This is a genomic window from Flavobacteriales bacterium (assembly GCA_016715895.1).
GTDB lineage: Bacteria > Bacteroidota > Bacteroidia > Flavobacteriales_F > PHOS-HE28 > PHOS-HE28.
Window position 1 is genome coordinate 1,333,765 of sequence record JADJXH010000003.1, and the last position, 18,452, is coordinate 1,352,216.

The 18,452-nt window shown below is 66.6% G+C and carries 14 protein-coding genes; 3 read left to right on the forward strand and 11 right to left on the reverse strand.

The window, feature by feature from the left end; genetic code table 11:
- Nucleotides 1–25: 25 nt before the first annotated feature.
- Nucleotides 26–928: an SDR family oxidoreductase gene (locus IPM49_06075; GenBank protein ID MBK9274092.1), complete on the reverse strand. Its 903-nt coding sequence runs from the start codon at nt 926–928 to the stop codon at nt 26–28.
- 135 nt (nt 929–1,063) lie between these two features.
- Here IPM49_06075 and IPM49_06080 point away from each other — a divergent pair, with 135 nt between their 5' ends.
- Both IPM49_06080 and IPM49_06085 read left to right on the forward strand, forming a co-directional pair.
- On the forward strand, nt 1,064–2,314 hold the full coding sequence (locus IPM49_06080) for an ATP-binding protein (GenBank protein ID MBK9274093.1): 1,251 nt from the start codon (nt 1,064–1,066) through the stop codon (nt 2,312–2,314).
- 445 nt (nt 2,315–2,759) lie between these two features.
- Entirely contained in the window at nt 2,760–3,116 is a 357-nt protein-coding gene (locus IPM49_06085) for a hypothetical protein (GenBank protein ID MBK9274094.1), read from the forward strand.
- A 229-nt stretch (nt 3,117–3,345) separates the two neighbouring features.
- Here IPM49_06085 and IPM49_06090 read toward each other — a convergent pair whose 3' ends face one another.
- Genes IPM49_06090 through IPM49_06100 form a run of 3 tightly spaced genes read right to left on the reverse strand, consistent with a single transcriptional unit; the run spans nt 3,346 to nt 5,747 of the window.
- Nucleotides 3,346–4,047 (reverse strand): two pore domain potassium channel family protein, encoded by a 702-nt coding sequence (locus IPM49_06090; GenBank protein MBK9274095.1) that lies wholly within the window; start codon nt 4,045–4,047, stop codon nt 3,346–3,348.
- 59 nt (nt 4,048–4,106) lie between these two features.
- Nucleotides 4,107–4,337 (reverse strand): PspC domain-containing protein, encoded by a 231-nt coding sequence (locus IPM49_06095; GenBank protein MBK9274096.1) that lies wholly within the window; start codon nt 4,335–4,337, stop codon nt 4,107–4,109.
- 3 nt (nt 4,338–4,340) lie between these two features.
- A complete protein-coding gene (locus IPM49_06100; protein MBK9274097.1) occupies nt 4,341–5,747 on the reverse strand; it encodes a DUF2851 family protein in 1,407 nt (468 codons plus the stop codon).
- A 128-nt stretch (nt 5,748–5,875) separates the two neighbouring features.
- On the opposite strand from IPM49_06100, the gene IPM49_06105 reads away from it, so the two are divergent.
- Entirely contained in the window at nt 5,876–6,760 is an 885-nt protein-coding gene (locus tag IPM49_06105; protein ID MBK9274098.1) for a DUF4350 domain-containing protein, read from the forward strand.
- On the opposite strand, the gene pyrF is transcribed toward IPM49_06105, so the two are convergent.
- From pyrF to secD, 7 genes are all read right to left on the reverse strand, one after another.
- Entirely contained in the window at nt 6,747–7,565 is an 819-nt protein-coding gene (gene pyrF / locus IPM49_06110) for an orotidine-5'-phosphate decarboxylase (GenBank protein ID MBK9274099.1), read from the reverse strand. The genes IPM49_06105 and pyrF overlap by 14 nt on opposite strands.
- Before the next feature lie 29 nt (nt 7,566–7,594).
- Nucleotides 7,595–8,683 carry a peptide chain release factor 1 gene (gene prfA, locus IPM49_06115; protein MBK9274100.1) on the reverse strand — a complete coding sequence of 363 codons (1,089 nt, stop codon included), beginning with the start codon at nt 8,681–8,683 and terminating at the stop codon, nt 7,595–7,597.
- 103 nt (nt 8,684–8,786) lie between these two features.
- Nucleotides 8,787–9,959, reverse strand: coding sequence for a phosphoribosylformylglycinamidine cyclo-ligase (locus IPM49_06120; GenBank protein ID MBK9274101.1), 1,173 nt, complete (start codon nt 9,957–9,959; stop codon nt 8,787–8,789).
- Nucleotides 9,960–10,016: 57 nt separating this feature from the next.
- Nucleotides 10,017–12,041 (reverse strand): OmpA family protein, encoded by a 2,025-nt coding sequence (locus tag IPM49_06125; protein MBK9274102.1) that lies wholly within the window; start codon nt 12,039–12,041, stop codon nt 10,017–10,019.
- 118 nt (nt 12,042–12,159) lie between these two features.
- A complete protein-coding gene (locus tag IPM49_06130) occupies nt 12,160–14,352 on the reverse strand; it encodes a glutamine synthetase III (GenBank protein MBK9274103.1) in 2,193 nt (730 codons plus the stop codon).
- A gap of 187 nt (nt 14,353–14,539) precedes the next feature.
- Nucleotides 14,540–14,857 carry a twin-arginine translocase TatA/TatE family subunit gene (locus tag IPM49_06135; protein MBK9274104.1) on the reverse strand — a complete coding sequence of 106 codons (318 nt, stop codon included), beginning with the start codon at nt 14,855–14,857 and terminating at the stop codon, nt 14,540–14,542.
- 66 nt (nt 14,858–14,923) lie between these two features.
- Nucleotides 14,924–18,445 carry a protein translocase subunit SecD gene (gene secD, locus IPM49_06140; protein ID MBK9274105.1) on the reverse strand — a complete coding sequence of 1,174 codons (3,522 nt, stop codon included), beginning with the start codon at nt 18,443–18,445 and terminating at the stop codon, nt 14,924–14,926.
- Between the last annotated feature and the right edge of the window lie 7 nt (nt 18,446–18,452).

The following is an 18,452-nucleotide window of genomic DNA, read 5'->3' on the forward strand; positions in this document are numbered from 1 at the left end:
ATGCGCACCAAGGTAGCCGATCGGCTCAACCGGCCAACTGGGCCTGCACCACGGCCAGTCCGGCCTCGAAACCGCGCGGTTCATACCCCAGGTCGCGGCGCGCCTTGTCCAGCACGAATCCCGTCCGGGGCGGGCGCCGGGCGGGCTGGCCCAGCGTGTGGCTCTTCACGGGCTGCACTCCGTCCAGCGGCAGGCCGAAGAACCGACCCACCCGGTGCACCAGCTCCAGGATGCTCATGCCGTCCGGGCCGCTGAGGTGATAGATCCCCGTGGCACCGCGCCGGGCGATGCGAATGCAGCCCTCGGCCAGGTCCTCCGCCAGGGTGGGCATGCGCCATTGGTCGTCCACCACCTTGATGGGCTCCCCCTTCGCCAGGGCGCTCCTGGCCCACAGCACCACGTTGCTGCGGCTCAGCCCCGGCGCCACGCCGTACACGATGATGGTGCGGGCGATCGCCCACTTCGCGAGACCGCCTTCGCGCACCACCCGCTCGCTGTCCAGCTTGCTGTGTCCGTACACGCTCAGCGGCGCGGGGACGTCGTCCTCGCGGTAGGGTCCCGCCGCTCCATCGAAGATGAAATCGGTGCTCAGGTGGATGAAGTGGCTGCCATGGCGGCGCGCTGCATGCACCAGGTGTTCGGTGGCCGTCACGTTCTGCAGCCGGCAGGCCACAGGGTCCAGCTCGCAGGCGTCCACATTGGTCATGGCCGCGGTGTGGATCACCGCCTCGGGGCGTACGGCATCGAACACGGTGTTCACCGCGGTGGCATCGGTGATGTCGAGGGACCTGTAGCGCTCGCCCAGGGGCTGCGGGCTGCGGTCGCCCCCCCGGCTGGTGGCGGTGAGCGTTACGGCCGGGTCGTTCCGCAGGGCGGCCACGAGCTTCTGGCCCAGCAGGCCATTGCTTCCGGTGATCAGGATGCGCATGCGCTGCGAAGAAAGCGCCTGGATGGGAATGGACCGCACGTGATGGCGCTCGGGCCTCGCCGGTGAAGTGTTTCCATGGACGGACCACCGATCGTCACCATGGGCTTATATTCGTCCGACGAATCTAAAGTGATCATGGAACATGGTCGGCTTGAAAAGACGTCCTGGGCCCGGGCGCTCAAACAGCCCTACGTGCACATCATCTTCGGAGCGCGGCAGACCGGCAAGAGCACGCTTCTGAAAGCACTCTGTCCGCACGCGGCGCTGTACCTGGACCTCTCGCGCCCGGCCCTGCGTGCGACCTACTTGCGCGACCCCGATCAGCTGGTGCGTGAATGCCTGGCCATGCCACGGGCGCGGCGCCCCTGGGTGGTCGTGATCGACGAGGCCCAGAACGTACCGGCCCTGTTCGACGCGGTACAGTACCTCTACGATGGCGACAAGGCGCGCTGGAGGTTCGTGCTGTGCGGTAGTTCGGCCCGGAAGCTTCGGATCACAGGAGCCAACCTGCTGCCCGGGCGGAGCATGATCCACCACCTGTATCCGCTGACGTTGGCCGAACGGCCCGCACCCGGCCGTCCGGCTCGTCCCCATCCCCCTCCGCACTGGCCGTGGACCCGCCCTGGATCGACCGTGGTGGCGCGGCCGTTCCCGATGGCGGACATCGAAGAGCGGCTGCTGTACGGCGAATTGCCCGGCATCGCCACGGCACCGATGGCAAGGCGGGCAGCCCTCCTGCGCACCTGCTCGCTGGTCTACCTGGAGGAAGAGCTCCGGCGAGAGGCCTTGGTGAAGGACTGGCCCGCCTTCGCACGCTTCCTGCGCCTGGCGGCCCTGGGGTCCGGCCAGATGATCAACTACACCGGCATCGCCAATGAGGCCGGGATGAGCCTGCCCACCGTGAAAGCATACTACCAGCTTCTGGAGGATCTGTTCATGGGGTTCACCGTGCCGGCCTTCAGCGGCAGCCCGCGGAAAAGCGCGCTGAGCACGGGGCGCTTCTTCTTCTTCGACCAGGGGGTGCGCAACGCCGCCGCCGAGCTTCCCCTGTCGCTGGACATGGTGCGCACCGCTCCGGGACCGCTGTTCGAGCAATGGGTCACCATCGAACTGTGGAAACGGTTGCGCTACCGGGCCGAAGGTTCGCTGCACTACCTGCGCACCAAGGCCGGTCTGGAGGTCGACCTCATCGTGTCCCTCGGCGGACAGCTGACCCCGATCGAGGTGAAGTGGACCGAGCGGCCCAGTACGAAGGACGCCCGGCACCTGCATGCGTTCTTGCAAGATCACCCGCACGAGGCCCGGCACGGGTTCATCGTCTGCCGCTGCGAGCGCCCCCAGGCCATCAGCGACACGGTGACCGCGATGCCGTGGTGGATGATGTGAGGGCCACCGCAGGACAGCCACCGGCCGCACCCTGCGCTTCCCAGGCGTTGCAACCGGCCGACACGTCCTATCTTCCCATCGCATGAGCCGGTGGTATCGCATCCTGGATCAGGAAGGGATCGGCGCAACCTTGGATGGGGCGAGGTCAGAGACTTCGCGAGCCGGGTTCGCGGATCCGCGACAGGTATCCAACGCACAAGTCTCCCCGCGCGAATCCAAGCGCGGGAAGAGGTGCGCGATATGGAGGCTGGACTCGTCAATGATGAAACTGCCTACATGTGGAGTAGCGCCAACGACCGATCGGGTGTCGATCTGGATGAGGCATGAAGACGGCTGGCAAGAATATTGCACGAGCGTGGATGCTCGCGCGAGGGGGGGATTTGACACACTTTAACGACGCAGACGCACACTAGTTATGGCAAGTCATGCGGCCAGATTCGTAATAATGGATTCAGCTCAAGTGAGTAAGATATTCGAATTGAATTCAGCAATTTCTGATTGGCTCTTTGTCTCTGGATTCTGGGAAAGACTTAATAAAAGGATGGGTGAACGATTTGACCACTTCGAACATGCCGAAGTCGCAATAAGCGAATTACCAATTGTGCGAGACGAAATTGCTATAGCCCAAGACGACCTTCGCAACAAGGATACGTCCTTTCAGTTTGTACGCGCGCAGATTCCGGACGGATCGCACGTGTATGAGCATATTAATCGGGATGAAGCAATTGAAAGACTGAAATCTTGGGATGATTTTCTGTTTTCAGCAGAGCGAACCGGACTATTGGTTGACTTTGAACTCTAAGGTATCAATGAGCCGCACGATCCCCCTCATCCATGCACCCCAGGCGTGCCGAAGATGGGACAGGGGGCTGGGACGGATGCCCCGCCTACCCACCAGCTGAGCCGAGCGAGAACATCCGCGTGGAAGGCGGGCCGGTGGCCCTATCGATCCCCCCACTCGGCACCCACGGCCTTCCCACGGGCTGAGCCGGGCGGGAACGACCCAACGGAGCGGCTGGGCGGTGCACCGGTCACTTCCGCAGGTCCTCGAAGTAGCCCTTGTTGCCGCCCAGGATGAAGAAGCTGATGAAGAGGGCGATGTAGCTGAGGTAGAAGAGCGATTGCAGCGCCACCACCAGCTTGCCCCAGCCGGTGACGGGGAAGTACTCGCCGAAGCCGATGGTGCTGGTGATCACGAAGCTGAGGTAGACCGCATCCGTCCACTGGTCGATGGGCCGGTTCATCGCCTGCATGGCCATGTGCAGCATGGCGAAGCTGAACACCACCTCCAGGTAGTTGAGGAAGATGAGGAGCTTGCTGCGGCGGTAACTGCGGGGCGAGCCGAAGGCATCCGAGGCGAAGATGAGCGTGGGGATGTACAGGATGGTCTCGGCCATGAGCCACAGCACCACGACGAGGGCCAGCGGGTGCCGCTCCCAGCCCAGGGCCAGCACCAGCAGCGGCAGCACGGTCTTCACCAGCACCAGCACCTCGATGGCGAAGTCCTGGTACAGCGGCCCCCTGCGCCAGAAGAGGTGCTTGATGTACATGCCCGGGAAGAGGAACTGGCTGGCGGCGAGCCCCAGCCTCACCAGCTTCTCCAGCCCGGCGTCCTCCTCGAAGGTGTTGTTCCAGACGGCGCGCAGATTGTCCCACCGCCTGGCGATGGTGGGTTGACGCTCACCGGGCCGCTGGCCCCGCCCGATGATGAGCTTGCGAACGGTGCTGCGCACGGCTCGAATGTAGGCGGCCGTTGCGGCCCGGGTGGGTGACGTGCGTCAGACGGGGTCCGCTAGAGCTCCCACACGGTGCTGCGCTTGGCGAAAGGCCGCTTGATGCGCTCCTTGTGGGCCAGCACGAAGGCCATCACCAGGTAGACCACCAGGTGCAGACCGGCGGTGACGAAGCTGAGGTAGATGAAGCTGAGCCGCACCTGCTCGGTCTTGATGTTGAGCTTCTCGCCCCACCACGCGCAGACCCCGAAGGCCTGGCGCTCGAAGGTGGTCTTGATGCGGTCGATCATGGTCTAAGGACGCGTGGCCCGCAAAAGGTGGCGTCCGAAGCCGCAAGATAAGCAGCGGCGGGGGGTGCAGTAGTGCCGCTGCAGTTCCAGCAGGGCCTGACCCCGGGCGGCGGAGTCGACGACCACGCCGCGGGCGGCCCATGGGGACAGCACGGCGTTGTGCTCGGGCGGCAGCTGTTCCAGCAGGGCGATGGCGCGGTCGCGCAAGGCCTGTTCACCGCGGGCGCGGCCCAGCACGAAGAGCAGGGGCACCACGGCATTGATGATGAGCTGATCCACCGTGGCGGCCCCGAGGGGCTTGGGCCGGGCGGGCGTGGCGTGGTCGAAGCGGTAGTGCGTGGACCAATAGGCCGAAGGGTCCGCCTGCAGCAGGCGGCGCAGCGCGGGCACATCGGGCGCGGCGGCCAGGTCGGTGAGGTCGCCCCGGATGCGGGCCACCAGGGCGGCGAGCTGGGCCAGGCGCACCGTGGGGAAGGCGGCGGGGCGCAGGCGCCCGAAGGTCCAGGCGGCCACAGGCGCGGGGCGCAGGCCGTGCAGGCGGGCCAGGGCGCGGTGCTCGGCCTGCAGGCGGCGGGGGTGCTCGTCCACGAAGTCCACCTGCAAGAGGCCGGCCTGGCCGAAGACGAGGGCCTCCACACGGAAGGCGTCGTCGCGCACGCGGCGCAGCACGCTCCAGGGCAGGGCATGGGCCAGCATGGCGAAGGGCTCGGCGTTGGCGCGCTGGCCGAAGGCGCGGCACAGCAGGTGCCAGGCGAGGGCGGTGCTGTCACGCTGCAGCAGGCCGTAGAGCTCCTCGGCGGCGGCGGTGCGGCGCACCAGGCGTTCCACGAGCACGCTCTCCAGCCAGGTGTGGAGGCGCTCCGGTTCGGCCGGGGGCAGGTGTGCGGCACAGGGCACATCGCCGCGTCCCCGCAACAGGCCGGCGAACACATTGAGGCTGGCGGTGCTCACGCGGGGCAGCAGCTCCACGGTGGGCAGCACGCGGCCGCCCACGGTGTGCACCTCGGCGTCGTGCTCGTACACCACGTGCAAGGCCACGTTCTCGTAGGCCGGGTCGTGCTGGTGCCCGTGCTGGGTCCATTCGCTGCTGCGCACATGCACCTCCACGGTGCCCGCCCACTCCTGGCCGTCGATGCGCACCCGGGCATCGCGCAGATCGGGCCCGGCGTCGCGCTGGATGCGGCCGGCATGGATCACCTCCACCGGCCGCCCGTCCACGGTGCGCAGGCCATGCCGGTCGAACAGCTGGGCCTCCCAGATGAACTGCAACAGGTCCTCGCCGTAGGGAAAGGCGGGGTCCAGCAGCAGGTCATGGACGCCCGGGGCCGCTGGATCGCGCACCACGTGCAGGGGGCCATGGTGCGGGGCGGACCGCCAGGCAAGGGGCGAAGGCTGCGGATGGAGGAACATGGCTTGACGTGTTTTTGATCATTTCGACGACGGATAAGATAACGACCGCGCGGGACTGACGGCCCATTGGTCCGCGGACCGTTCGGTGCGTCCGGCAGCGAACAGGGGGAGCTGCGTAGTTTGGCCCCATGCGGAGCTCCATCCTCTTGATCGGACTGGTGGCCGGCAGCGGGCTGATGGCGCAGCAGGTGGCCGACCCCGACTTCCGCCCGGTCTTTGCGGACGCGGCCTTTGCCGCCGGCCGGGGCCCGGTGGTGGCCATCGACCAGGCCCACGGCAACTTCCACACGCGCGATGGCCGCTACCAAGGCTGTACGCGGGTGCTGGAGGCGGACGGCTACCGGGTGCGTGCGTGGGAGGACGTGTTCGCGGAGGGGGCCCTGGACAGCGTGGACGTGCTGCTGATCGCCAACGCCCTGCACCCGTCCAACGCCGAACAATGGGCCCTGCCCACCCCGTCCGCGTTCACGGCCTGGGAGATCGCTGCGGTGCGGAGGTGGGTGGAGGATGGTGGCGCGCTGCTGCTGCTGGCGGACCATATGCCGTTCGCCGGCGCGGCCTCGGACCTGGCGTCCGCCTTCGGCTTCACCTTCAGCAACGGCTTCGCGCAGCGCCGTCGCCATCGGGGGCTGGATCACTTCACCGTGGGCGATGGCCTGGTGGCCGAGGGCTTCGCGGCCGGGCTGGACACGGTGACCACCTTCACGGGCAGCGCGTTCCGGCTCGCGCCCGGGGCGTCCCCGCTGCTGGAGCTGGGGCCTGACTGGACCTTGCTGGAGCCCGACACGGCCTGGCAGTTCACGGACGGCACGCCCGAGCGTTCCGGCGAAGGGTGGTTCCAAGGGGCGTGGATGGAGATCGGAAAAGGCCGGCTGGTCGTGCTCGGAGAGGCCGCGATGTTCAGCGCGCAGCTCGCCGGACCGGAGCGGTCGCCCATGGGCATGAACAGTCCCGGGGCCCGCGGCAACTTGGCGTTGTTGCGCCGGACCGTCGGCTGGCTCAGCGGGCGCTGAGCGCCTGGGCCATCACCTGTTGCAGGCGTGCGGCCTCGCGGCGGGCGGCAGGCAGCGCCTCCGCGCCTTCACCGGCGTACAGGATGCCGCGGCTGCTGTTGATCAGCAGGCCGCCCTCGGCGGTGAGCCCGGCGCGCAGCACGGCATCGAGGTCGCCGCCCTGGGCGCCCACACCGGGCACCAGAAAGAAGTGGTCCGGGGCGGTGCGTCGTGCTTCGGCCAGCACCTCGGGGCGCGTCGCCCCCACCACGAACATCAGCTCTTCGCGGGAGCCCCACGCGGCGCAGCGGTCCATCACCGTGCTCCAGAGCGGGCGCCCGCCGTCCACCGGCAGCAGCTGGAAGTCCTCGGCGCCGGGGTTGCTGGTGATGCCCAGGACCACGGCCCACTTGCCGGTCCGACCCAGGAAGGGCGTGATGCTGTCGCGGCCCATGTAGGGCGACAGGGTGATGGCGTCCACGTCCAGCCGGTCGAAGAAGGCCTCGGCGTACTTGCGGGCGGTGTTGCCGATGTCGCCGCGTTTGGCGTCGGCGATGATGAAGCTGGGTCCCGTACTGCGGATGTAGGCGATGGTGGCCTCCAGGTCGAGCCAGCCCTGGTCGCCCAAGGCTTCGTAGAAGGCCAGGTTGAGCTTGTAGGCCACGGCCAGGTGATGCGTCACCTCCACGATGGCCTCGTTGAAGGCGCGCACGGGGTGGCTCTCGGCGCGGAAATGGTCCGGCAGCAGATGAGCCTCGGTGTCGAGGCCCACGCAGAGCAGGCTCTGGCGCTGGTGGATGAGGTCGACGAGTTCGGCGCGGGTCATCGGGGGGCGAAGTTCGGCCGATCGGATGCTCACAGCCCCGCCTCGGCCTGCAGCTTCTCGGTGCGCTCGGCGAGCTGAAGGGCGTCGATGAGGGCCTGCAGGTCGCCGTTCATGATGGCGGGCAGGTTGTGCGCGGTGAACTCGATGCGGTGGTCGGTGACGCGGCTCTGGGGGTAGTTGTAGGTGCGGATCTTGGCGCTGCGGTCGCCGCTGCTCACCTGGCTCTTGCGCTGGGCGGCCACGGCGGCCTCCTGTTCGCGCACCTGGTCCTCGTACAGCTTGGTGCGCAGCATCTGCATCGCCTTGAGGCGGTTGCCCAGCTGGCTGCGCTCGGTCTGGCACATCACCACGAGGCCGGTGGGGATGTGGGTGAGGCGCACCTTGGTCTCCACCTTGTTCACGTTCTGGCCGCCGGCGCCGCCGCTGCGGGCGGTCTCCATCTTCACGTCGCTCTCCTTCAGCTCCACATCGGTCTCCTCGGCCTCGGGCAGCACGTTGACGGTGGCGGCGCTGGTGTGGATGCGGCCGCTGGCCTCGGTGGCGGGCACGCGCTGCACGCGGTGCACGCCGGCCTCGAACTTCAGGGTGCCGTAGGCGCCTTCGCCGATCACGTTGAAGATCACCTCCTTGTAGCCGCCCACGGTGCCTTCGCTCACGTCCACCACCTCCACCTTCCAGCCACGGCCCTCGCAGTAGCGGCTGTACATGCGGAACAGGTCGCCGGCGAAGAGGCTGGCCTCATCACCGCCGGTGCCGGCCCGCACCTCCACGGTGCAATGGCGGGCGTCGTTGGGGTCCTTGGGCACCAGCATCAGGCGCACCTCCTCCTCCATGGCGGCGATGGCGGCGCGGCTGTCGTCGCGCTCGGCGCGGGCCATCTCCAGCAGGTCGGGGTCCTTCTCGGTGCGGAGCATCTCTTCGGCTCCTGCCAGGTCGTCGTGCAGCTTGCGGAAGCGGAGGAAGGCGGTCTCGATGGGCTCCAGGTCGCGGTAGGTGCGGTTCAGCTCCACGAACTTCCGCTGGTCGGCGATCACGGCCGGGTCGGCGAGCTGCTTGCCGATCTCGCTGCGGCGGTCGTGCAGGGCGGAGAGCTTGGTGAGGAGGTCGGACATGAGGATGGGCCGCAAAGACGCAGAGGCGCAGGGAAGAGCGGTCAGTGTTGGTCGGGCTGGTCGGACATGAGGATGGGCCGCAGAGGCGCAGGGACGTCGGGTAACGTCCTCATGTGTAGGTGAAGGTGCCGTGGGGGCTCGTGAGCACCACTTCCTTGGCGGGGGCCGCCTCCACGCGTCCGATGACCTTCGCCTCGATGCCGAAGGCGGTGGAGATGCTGATGATCTCCCGCGCGCGGGCCTCGGGCACATAGACCTCCAGCCGGTGGCCCATGTTGAACACCTTGTACATCTCCTTCCAGTCGGTGCCGCTCATCCGCTGGATGGTGGCGAACAGGGGCGGGATCGGGAACAGGTCGTCCTTGATCACGCGCAGGCCCTCGACGAAGTGCAGCACCTTGGTCTGCGCGCCGCCGCTGCAGTGCACCATGCCGTGGATGTCCGCGCGCAGGGTCTCCAGCATGGTCTTCACCACGGGGGCGTAGGTGCGGGTGGGCGACAGCACGGCACGGCCCAGGTCGAGCGGGGTGCCTTCAAGCGGGTCGGTGAGCTGCGCCTGGCCGCAGTACACAAGCTCCGCAGGGGTGCCGGGGTCGTAGGTCTCGGGGTACTTCTCCCCCACCGCCCTGGCGAACACGTCGTGGCGGGCACTGGTGAGGCCGTTGCTGCCCATGCCGGCGTTGTAGCCGCTTTCGTAGGTGGCCTGCCCGGTGCTGGAAAGGCCCACGATGACGTCGCCGGCCTGGATGCGCGCGTTGTCGATGACGGCATCGCGCCGCATGCGGCAGGTCACCGTGCTGTCCACGATCACGGTGCGGACCAGGTCGCCCACATCGGCGGTCTCACCCCCCGTGCTGCGGATGTCGATGCCCCGTTCGCGCATCGCCTGCAGGAAGCGCTCGGTGCCTTCGATCAGTGCGGCGACCACCTCTCCGGGGATCAGGCGCTTGTTGCGCCCGATGGTGCTGCTGAGGAGGATGTGATCCGTGGCGCCCACGCAGAGCAGGTCGTCGAGGTTCATCACCACCGCGTCCTGCGCGATGCCGTGCCACACGGACAGGTCACCCGTCTCCCGCCAGTAAGCGTAGGCCAGGGCGCTCTTGGTGCCGGCGCCGTCGGCATGCATCACGATGCAGTGGTCGGGGCTGCCGGTGAGCGTGTCGGGCACCACCTTGCAGAAGGCCTTGGGGAAAAGCCCCTTGTCCAGGTGGGCGATGGCCGAGTGCACCTCCTCCTTGCCGGAGGAGACGCCGCGTCGGGCATAGCGGTCGGTGGTGCTCATGGCGGAAAAGAAGAACGCACCCACCGGATGGCGGATGCGTTCCGTGATCGATCGGGGCTAGTTGTTGGGGGCCGGGGCCGGTGCGGGCTGCTCCTTGGGCACGTGGTCGAAGCTGAGCACGCGGAACTCGGTGCGGCGGTTCATCTGGTGGGCGGCCTCCTGCTCCTCCTTGGTCTTCATCTTGGCGATCTCCGCGTCCGTGATGCGCAGCCGTGATTCGCCGTAGCCCACGGCCTGCATGCGCGCCGGGTCGATGCCCTTGCTCACCAGGTAGTTCACGCAGCTCTTGGCGCGGTTCTCGGAGAGCACCTGGTTGCGCTTGTCGGTGTCGCGCGAGTCGGTGTGGGCGGCCAGTTCGATCACGATGGTGGGGTTCTCCGTCAGCGTGGCGTAAAGGAACTCCAGGGAGTCCTTGCCGGCCTGGGTGAGGGCGAAGCTGCCCAGCTCGTACTGCACCTCGGGCATCTTGATCACCACGTCCTTGCGGGCGGGCTGCAGGAAGTACTCCTTCACGAAGGTGGTGCTCTCATCCAGTCCCACGGTGGTGATCTGGTCGTTCACCACCAGGTACTCGTCCTTGCTGACGCGGATGGTGTAGGTGGTGTTCTCCTTGATGAAGCGGTCGCGGCCGTTCTCGGCGAAGCTGAAGCCGCCGTTGTCATCCGCCAGGGCGTTGTAGCTGGTGCCGTCGGTGCCCACCACCTCGATCTTGGCGCCGGGCAGCGGGGTGCTGGTCTCCTTGTCGTACACGGTTCCCTGAAGGGCGAAGACGAGGTCGGGCATGTAGAAGCGCCAGATGTCGTCCTGGCCCTTGCCGCCGGGGCGGTTGCTGGTGAAGTAGCCGCGCTCCTCCTCACCGTCGAAGATGATCCCGAAGTCGTCCGAGGGGCTGTTGATCGGGTACTTCACGTTCTCCACCTGGCCCCAGGTGTTGTCACCGGTCTTCTCGGCGCGGTAGATGTCCATGCCGCCCATGCCGGGGTGGCCGTCGCTGCTGAAGTACAGGCTGCCGTCCTGCCGGTTGAAGGGGAACATCTCGTCCTTCTTCGTGTTGATCTCGGCGCCCAGGTTGGTGGGGGCGCCCACGGGCTTGCCGTCCTTGTCCAGCTTCACCATCCAGATGTCCTTGCCGCCCTTGCCGCCCTTCATGTTGCTGCTGAAGAACAGGGTCTGGTCGTCGGGGGACAGGGCCGGGTGGCCGAGGGTGACCACCGGGGTGTCCAGCTTGCTCTCCTTGCCGGCGTTGGCGGGGCGCAGGGCCAGGAGCTCCGGCTCGCTGTAGTTGCTGCCCACCTTCTTGGTCATCCAGATCTCGCAGCCGTGCACCTTGTTCTTCTCGAAGGCGCAGCGGGTGAAGTACATGATGCTGCGCTTGCTGTTGAAGGTGGGGGCGCCCTCGTTGCCCTCGGTGTTGATGCTGGGGGGCAGCTTCACCGGTTCGCTCCACTTGCCAAGCTTGTCGCGGCTGCTGGCGAACAGGTCGCTGAAGGCCTCGCCGATGATCTGGTCGGTGTTGGTGCCTGTGCTGGCGGCGCGGGTGCTGGTGAACACCACGTCCTCGTTCTTCTTGTCGCTGAAGGCGGGGGTGAAGTCGTACTGCTGGGAGTTGAGCAGCACCTCGGGGTCCACGCTGTAGCGGCTGGGGTTGTCCTTCCACTGCTGCGCCACCTGGCAGGCGTTGATGCCGGCATCGGCGCGGGTGTCGCCGGGGTTCTTCTCCTTGTACTTGTTGTAGGCGGCGATGGCCTCGGCGTACTTGCCCTGCTCTTTCAGGGCCTCACCCAGGTGGAAATAGGTGATGGGGTCGCTGTACTGGGCCTTGTTGGCCTTCTCGTACCACACGGCGGCCTGCTGGGCATCCCCGAGCACGCGGTAACACTCGCCCACCTTGAAGATGAGGGCGGCCTTGTCGCTGGCCTTCTTCTCGGTGGTGTAGGCCTTTTTGTAAAGCTCGATGGCGTTGAAGTAATACCCCTTGTTGAAGGCTGCATCGGCTTCCTCGGCGAGCTTGGTCTGGCCCATCGCCACAGTGGAGAACAGCAGGCCCGCGCTGAGGCAGGCCAGGAACATGCTTGTACGCATCGGATCGTGCAGGATAAGTCCGGTTGGTTCCGGGCGAAAGTAAACAAATGTTGGCACCCCCATGTGGAGGCATCAGGCCGGTGGGACGGCCCCACCGGCCTTTGCCGACGTCGGGATCTCAGCGGGTGAAGAGCAGTTCGCGGAGCTTGGGCAGCGGCCAGATCTCGTCGTCCACCAGCAGCTCCAGCTTGTTGCTGTGGTAGCGGATCAGGTCGAGGAAGGGCTTCACCGTATCGCAGTAAGCGATGGCCTTCTCCCGGGCGTCGTCGATGGCATTGGCCTTCTTGCGGGCCTCCACCATCTCGTCCACCAGGGCGATGATGCGGCCGATGTGCTCGCTGATCTCCTCGATGAGGGCGATCTGGGCCACGGTGGCCTTCCCGGCCTTCTCGGCACCGAGCACCTCACGCAGGCCCTTCACGTTCTCGATCAGGCGGTTCTGGTAGGTGATGGCGGTGGGCACGATGTGGTTCTGGGCCAGGTCGCCGGCCACGCGGCTCTCGATCTGCACCTTCAGCATGTAGCTGTGCAGCTCGATGTCGTGCCGGGCCTCGAGCTCCACCTCGGAGAGCACGCCCATGTTGGCGAAGAGCTTCTTGGTCTCCTTGCTCTCCCACACGTCCAGCGCGCGCGGCGTGTCGGGGATGTTGCTCAGGCCGCGCCGCTTGGCCTCGGCCTTCCATTCATCGCTGTAGCCGTTGCCCTCGAAGCGGATGCGCTTGCTGTCGGCGATCAGGTCGCGCAGCTCGCGCAGGATGGCCTCATCGCGCTTGGTGCCCTTCTCCACCAGGGCCTCCACCCGTCTGCGGAAGGTGGTGAGCTGCTGGGCCACGATGGTGTTCAGCACGGTCATGGGCCCGGCGCAGTTGGCGCTGCTGCCCACGGCGCGGAACTCGAACTTGTTGCCGGTGAAGGCGAAGGGGCTGGTGCGGTTGCGGTCGGTGTTGTCGAGCATCACCGGCGGGATGCGCCCGATGTCGAGCTTGAGCTCGGTCTTCAACGCCGGGCTCATGGTGCTCTTCACGTTACGCTCCAGTTCATCGAGCAGCTTGCTCAGGTGATCGCCGATGAAGACGCTGATGATGGCGGGCGGTGCCTCGTTGGCCCCGAGCCGATGGTCGTTGCTGGCGCTGGCGATGCTGGCGCGCAGCACGTCGGCGTGGGTGTTGATGGCCGCGATGGTGTTGACGAAGAAGGTGAGGAACTGCATGTTCTCCTTCGGCGTCTTCGCCGGGCGCAGCAGGTTCCTGCCCGTGTTGGTGCCCAGGCTCCAGTTGTTGTGCTTGCCGCTGCCGTTCACCCCGGCGTAGGGCTTCTCGTGGAAGAGCACCCGGAAGCGGTGCTTGCGCGCGATCTTTTCCATCACGTCCATCAGCAGCATGTTGTGGTCCACGGCCAGGTTGAGCTCCTCGAACACCGGGGCGCACTCGAACTGGTTGGGGGCCACCTCGTTGTGGCGGGTCTTCACCGGGATGCCCAGCTTGAGGGACTCGGTCTCGAAGTCGCGCATGAAGGCCTGCGCCCGCTCGGGGATGCTGCCGAAGTAGTGGTCCTCCAGCTGCTGGCCCTTGGCGGGGCTGTGGCCGAAGAGCGCGCGACCCGTCATCATGATGTCCGGACGGGCGTAGTAGTGGGCCTCATCGATCAGGAAGTACTCCTGTTCCCAGCCCAGGGTGCAGGTGACCTTGGTGACCTCCTTGTCGAACCACTGGCAGATGGGCGTGGCGGCCTCGTCCACCGCCTTGATGGCGCGGAGCAGGGGCATCTTGTGGTCGAGGGCCGCACCGGTGTAGCTGATGAAGATGCTCGGGATGCAGAGCGTGCGGCCGATGAGGAAGGCCGGGCTGCCGGGGTCCCACGCGCTGTAGCCGCGGGCCTCGAACGTGTTGCGGATGCCCCCGCTGGGGAAGCTGCTGGCATCGGGCTCCTGCTGCACCAGCATGCTGCCGTCGAAGCGCTCGATGCTGCGGCCGTTGCCGATGGGCTCGAAGAAGGCGTCGTGCTTTTCGGCGCTGGTGCCCGTGAGGGGCTGGAACCAGTGGGTGTAGTGCGTGGCCCCCTTGCTGGCGGCCCACTCCTTCATGCCGCTCGCCACCTGGTCGGCCAGCTTGCGGTCGATGCGGGTACCGTGGGTCATGGCCTGGCGCACCGCGAAATAGGCCTCCTCGGTGAGGAACATGCGCATGGCCTCCTCGCCGAAGACGTTGGCACCGAAGTACTCGCTGATGCGCAGGCTGGGCGGATCCACCGGGCGGGGCTCCCGGTTGAGCACATCCTCCTGGGCCTTTGAGCGCAAATGGGGGGTGGACATGAAAAATGGGGTGTTTTTGGCCGCGAAGGTATTCCAACAAGGGGGTATGAAGTCGGAAAGACGAATGTTTTCTTACGAACACCCTGTTCAAGGATGGGGGTCGCCCGGGAACAACGTTCTTCGTACAGACCCACGGCGAACCAAGGGCACACCTCGATGGGGCCTTCAGGGGAACGGAACGGAAAGCCTAGGTGGCGGCCGGCGGATCCGCCGGAGGGGCGGGCGGTGGCGGCGTGGCGGGCAAGGCGGGTTGCTGGGGGCTGCTGCCCTCGGCCGGCCGCGCCTCAAATGCCCGTTGCTGGGCCTCCACCTCGCGGCGCACCTCGTTGGCGCCCTTGCGGATCTCGCGCTGCACATCGTCCGTGGCGTCGCGCAGCTGGCGCATGGTACGCCCGGCGGTGCGGGCGATGTCGGGGATGCCCTTGGCGCCGAAGAAGAGCAGCACGAAGAGCAGGATGACGATCAGTTCGCCGCCGCTGACATCGAAGAACAGGAGCACGCCCATGGACCGCCCAAAAGTAGGAAGGTCCCGCAGCGTGCGCTGCGGGACCTTCCGGGAGCGCCTTGCTGATCAGGCGGCCACGCCGGCCGGGACGCCCTTGCGGGCCTTGTTCTTCAGCAGGTCGGCGGCCACGGCCGAGGCGACGAAGATGGAGCTGTACGTGCCCACCAGGATGCCCGCGAACAGACCGAACACGAAGCCCTTGATGCTGACCCCGCCGAAGAAGAAGATGATCAGCAGGACCAACATGGTGTTGAAGCCGGTGTTCAACGTACGGCTGAGGGTGGAGTTGATGGCCTTGTTGAAGACCGTGACGGTGTCCTCGCGCTTGTGCTCGCGCAGGTATTCGCGGATGCGGTCGAACACCACCACCGTGTCGTTGATGGAGTAGCCGATCACCGTCAGGATGACCGCGATGAAGGCCTCGTCGATCTCCAGGCTGAAGCCCACCACGCCCCACAGCAGGGAGTAGAGGCCGAGCACGATGAGCGTATCGTGCACCAGGGAGAGCAGAGCGCCCACACCGTACTGCCAGTTGTTGAATCGGATGCCGATGTAGATGAACATGAAGACGAGGGCGATCAGGACCGAGGTGATGGCCTTGGTCTTGATGTCGTCACTGATGGTGGCGTCCACCTTGCGGGTCTCGATGATGTCATAGGCACCGCCCACTTGGGCCAGGCCCTCGCTGAGCCGCTGCTCCACGCGGGCATCGGTGTCCTGCCCAAGGTCGTCGATCAGGTAGTTGGTGGTGATCTTCAACTGGCGGCTGCCGCCGTAGGTCTTCACGCCGGTGGAGTACTGGCGGCCGCCTTCACCCACCATCAGGGGTTCCAGCACACCGCGCACGCCCTCGGCGCTCACCTCGTTCTCGAACTTCACCACGTAGGTGCGGCCACCGCTGAAGTCGACGCCCCAGTTGAAACCGCGGGTGACCATGCTGAAGATGCCGATGCCGATGAGGACCGCGCTGATGCCGTAGAAGAGCTTGCGCTTGCCCATCCACTCGTAGTTGGCGTTCACGAAGATGTCCTTCGACCAGCTGCTCCAAAAGGAGATCGTCCGGCCCTTGTCCAGTCGCCAGGTCATGATCATGCGGGCGATGAAGATGGCCGTGAACATGGAAGTGAGGATGCCCAGGCCGGTGGTGGTGGCGAAGCCGCGGATGGGTCCCGAACCGAAGATGTAGAGGATGACGGCCGTGACGAACGTGGTGACGTTGGAGTCGATGATGGCCGATAGCGCACCCTGGTTGCTGAAGGCGGTCTGGATGGCCGACTTGAGCATCTTGCCCGCCCGCAGTTCCTCCCGCACCCGCTCGTTGACCAGCACGTTGGCGTCCACCGCCATGCCCACGGTGAGCACGATACCGGCGATGCCGGGCAGGGTGAGCGTGGCCTGCATGGAGGCCATGGTGCCCACCAAGAAGAACACGTTGGCCAGCAGGGCGATGTCGGCGATCCATCCGGCGCGGGCGTAATAGAGGCCCATGACGAGCAGTACACCGGCGAGGGCCACGGCGAAGGACAGCAGGCCGCTGGTGATGTTCTCCTCCCCAAGGGACGGACCCACGACGGTCTCGTCGATGATGCGGGCGGGGGCGGGCAGGGCGCCGGCCTTCAGGATGTTGGCCAGGTCGTCGGCCTCCTGGATCTGCTGGTTGAGGTCGCCCGAGCCCATGCTGATGCTGCTGCGGCCACCGGCGATCTCGCTGATGACGGTGGGGGCGCTGTACACCAGTTCGTCCAGCACGATGGCGATGGACTTGCCCACGTTGTCGCCGGTCATCACTTTCCAGGTCTGGGCGCCTTCGGCGTCCATCTGCATCATCACCTCCACATCGCCCTTCATGTCGAAATCCTGGGCGGCGTTCACGATGGAAGCGCCGTCCAGCTTGGGCTTGCCGCCACGGGGCACGCGCAGGGCGTAGAGGGTGAGCACGTCGGTGCCTTCGATGGGCTTGGCGCCCCAGGCGAAGCGCAGGTCGGCGGGGAACACCCCGGTCAGCGCCGGGCCGCGCAAGGTGGCGTTGACGGCGGCGGTGTCCACCGCCCGGGCATTGCCCACCGCGGCGCCCTTGGACAGCGAATAGCCGCCGGCCTGGGTGCCGAACACGCTGGGCGTGAGGATGGCGAAGAGGGGGTTCTCCTTCTGGAACTCGGCGCGTCCACCCGCGGTATCCACGGCGGCGGAGTCGTTATCGGCGCTGAGGGCGTCCAGCAGGTCCTGGCCGCTGGCGCTGTCGGCGGCGGTGCTGTCGGCGGCGACCACGGCGGGCGCTCCGGTCTCCAGGACCCGCAGGGCCATGCGGCGGTTCTTGGCGCGGCCCTCCTCGGTGGCGTTGCTGGCCACCGGATACTGGGAACCATAGCCCTCGGCCTCCAAGCGGCCCTTGGCCACACCCTTCTTCTCCAGCTCGGCCACCACCGCCTCGGCGCGCTGCTGGCTGAGCTTCTGGTTGGCGGCCGCGTTGCCGGTGCTGTCCGTGTATCCGCCGATCTTCAGGCGCACCTCGGGGTAGGCCTTCAGGATCTCCACCAGGTTGTTCAGCTGGGCATCGCTGCTGTCGGCGAGCAGTTCGGCGCTGCCGCTGCGGAACACCACCCGGTCGAAGTTGAACCAGGTGGTCTTGTCCACCGGGCGACCTGCCTCCAGGAAGCCGAGCAGGCCGCTCTCCACACCGCCGGCCAGGCCGTCGATGGTGACGCCGGTGGAGAGGGCCTTGTTGAACGCGCCTTCTCCGTCGGTCGCAGCGGTGACACCGCCCTTCGCATCGCGCAGGCGCTTGTTGGCCTCCTCCAGCAGCGGGTACACCTCGGTGTTGTCGTAGGTCTCCCAGAACTCGAGGTTGGCGGTGCTCTGCAGCACCTTGCGCACGCGCTCCTTGTCCTTCACACCGGGCAGTTCCACCTGGATGCGGCCGCTGAACTGTTGCTTCTGGATCCCGGGCTGGGCCACACCGAATTTGTCGATGCGGTTGCGCAGGATGTTCTCCGTGTTGTTGATCGCCGTGCGGGCCTCCCGACGAAGGGCCTCCACGATCTCATCATTGCCGGCTTCCCGGGGGAACATGTCCTTCTTGTCGGCCGAGTGGAAGACGGCGGCCATCTTGGCGTTGGGGGCCTGCTTGTTCCATTCGTCGGCGAAAAGGGTGATGAAGTCCTGGGTGCTGCTGCTTTGGCGGGTGCGGGCCGCGGCCATCACGGACTGGAAGGTGGCATCGGAGCTGTTCTCGCTGAGGTTGGCCACCAATTCGGGGATGCTCACCTCCAGGGTGACGGCCATGCCGCCCTTGAGGTCGAGGCCCAGGTTGATCTCCTTCTCCTTGCACTCGCGGTAGCTGTAGCCGAACACCGGGTAGATCTTCTCCTCGGCCCGGTCGCGCAGCACGCGGTTCTCCATGGCGATGAGCAGGGAGTCGCGGTCGGCCGAAGCGTTCCCCGGAACGGCCATCACCGAATCTGCCAGGTAGGCGGCCTGCTCGCGGGCCTCCCGCTCCACGCGCGAGGTGAACAGGGAGAAGGAAAGCTGCCACAGGCACGCGAGCGCCAGCAGGAGGGTGAAGATCCACAACGCGCCTCTGTTCTGCATGTCCGAC

Excerpts from the sequence above, each read along its gene's own strand:
- IPM49_06075 (MBK9274092.1), bottom strand. The coding sequence starts at position 928 with ATGCGCATCCTGATCACCGGAAGCAATGGCCTGCTGGGCCAGAAGCTC.
- IPM49_06080 (MBK9274093.1), top strand. The coding sequence starts at position 1,064 with ATGGAACATGGTCGGCTTGAAAAGACGTCCTGGGCCCGGGCGCTCAAA.
- IPM49_06085 (MBK9274094.1), top strand. The coding sequence starts at position 2,760 with ATGGATTCAGCTCAAGTGAGTAAGATATTCGAATTGAATTCAGCAATT.
- IPM49_06095 (MBK9274096.1), bottom strand. The coding sequence starts at position 4,337 with ATGATCGACCGCATCAAGACCACCTTCGAGCGCCAGGCCTTCGGGGTC.
- IPM49_06100 (MBK9274097.1), bottom strand. The coding sequence starts at position 5,747 with ATGTTCCTCCATCCGCAGCCTTCGCCCCTTGCCTGGCGGTCCGCCCCG.
- IPM49_06105 (MBK9274098.1), top strand. The coding sequence starts at position 5,876 with ATGCGGAGCTCCATCCTCTTGATCGGACTGGTGGCCGGCAGCGGGCTG.
- pyrF (MBK9274099.1), bottom strand. The coding sequence starts at position 7,565 with ATGACCCGCGCCGAACTCGTCGACCTCATCCACCAGCGCCAGAGCCTG.
- IPM49_06120 (MBK9274101.1), bottom strand. The coding sequence starts at position 9,959 with ATGAGCACCACCGACCGCTATGCCCGACGCGGCGTCTCCTCCGGCAAG.
- IPM49_06125 (MBK9274102.1), bottom strand. The coding sequence starts at position 12,041 with ATGCGTACAAGCATGTTCCTGGCCTGCCTCAGCGCGGGCCTGCTGTTC.
- IPM49_06130 (MBK9274103.1), bottom strand. The coding sequence starts at position 14,352 with ATGTCCACCCCCCATTTGCGCTCAAAGGCCCAGGAGGATGTGCTCAAC.
- IPM49_06135 (MBK9274104.1), bottom strand. The coding sequence starts at position 14,857 with ATGGGCGTGCTCCTGTTCTTCGATGTCAGCGGCGGCGAACTGATCGTC.
- secD (MBK9274105.1), bottom strand. The coding sequence starts at position 18,445 with ATGCAGAACAGAGGCGCGTTGTGGATCTTCACCCTCCTGCTGGCGCTC.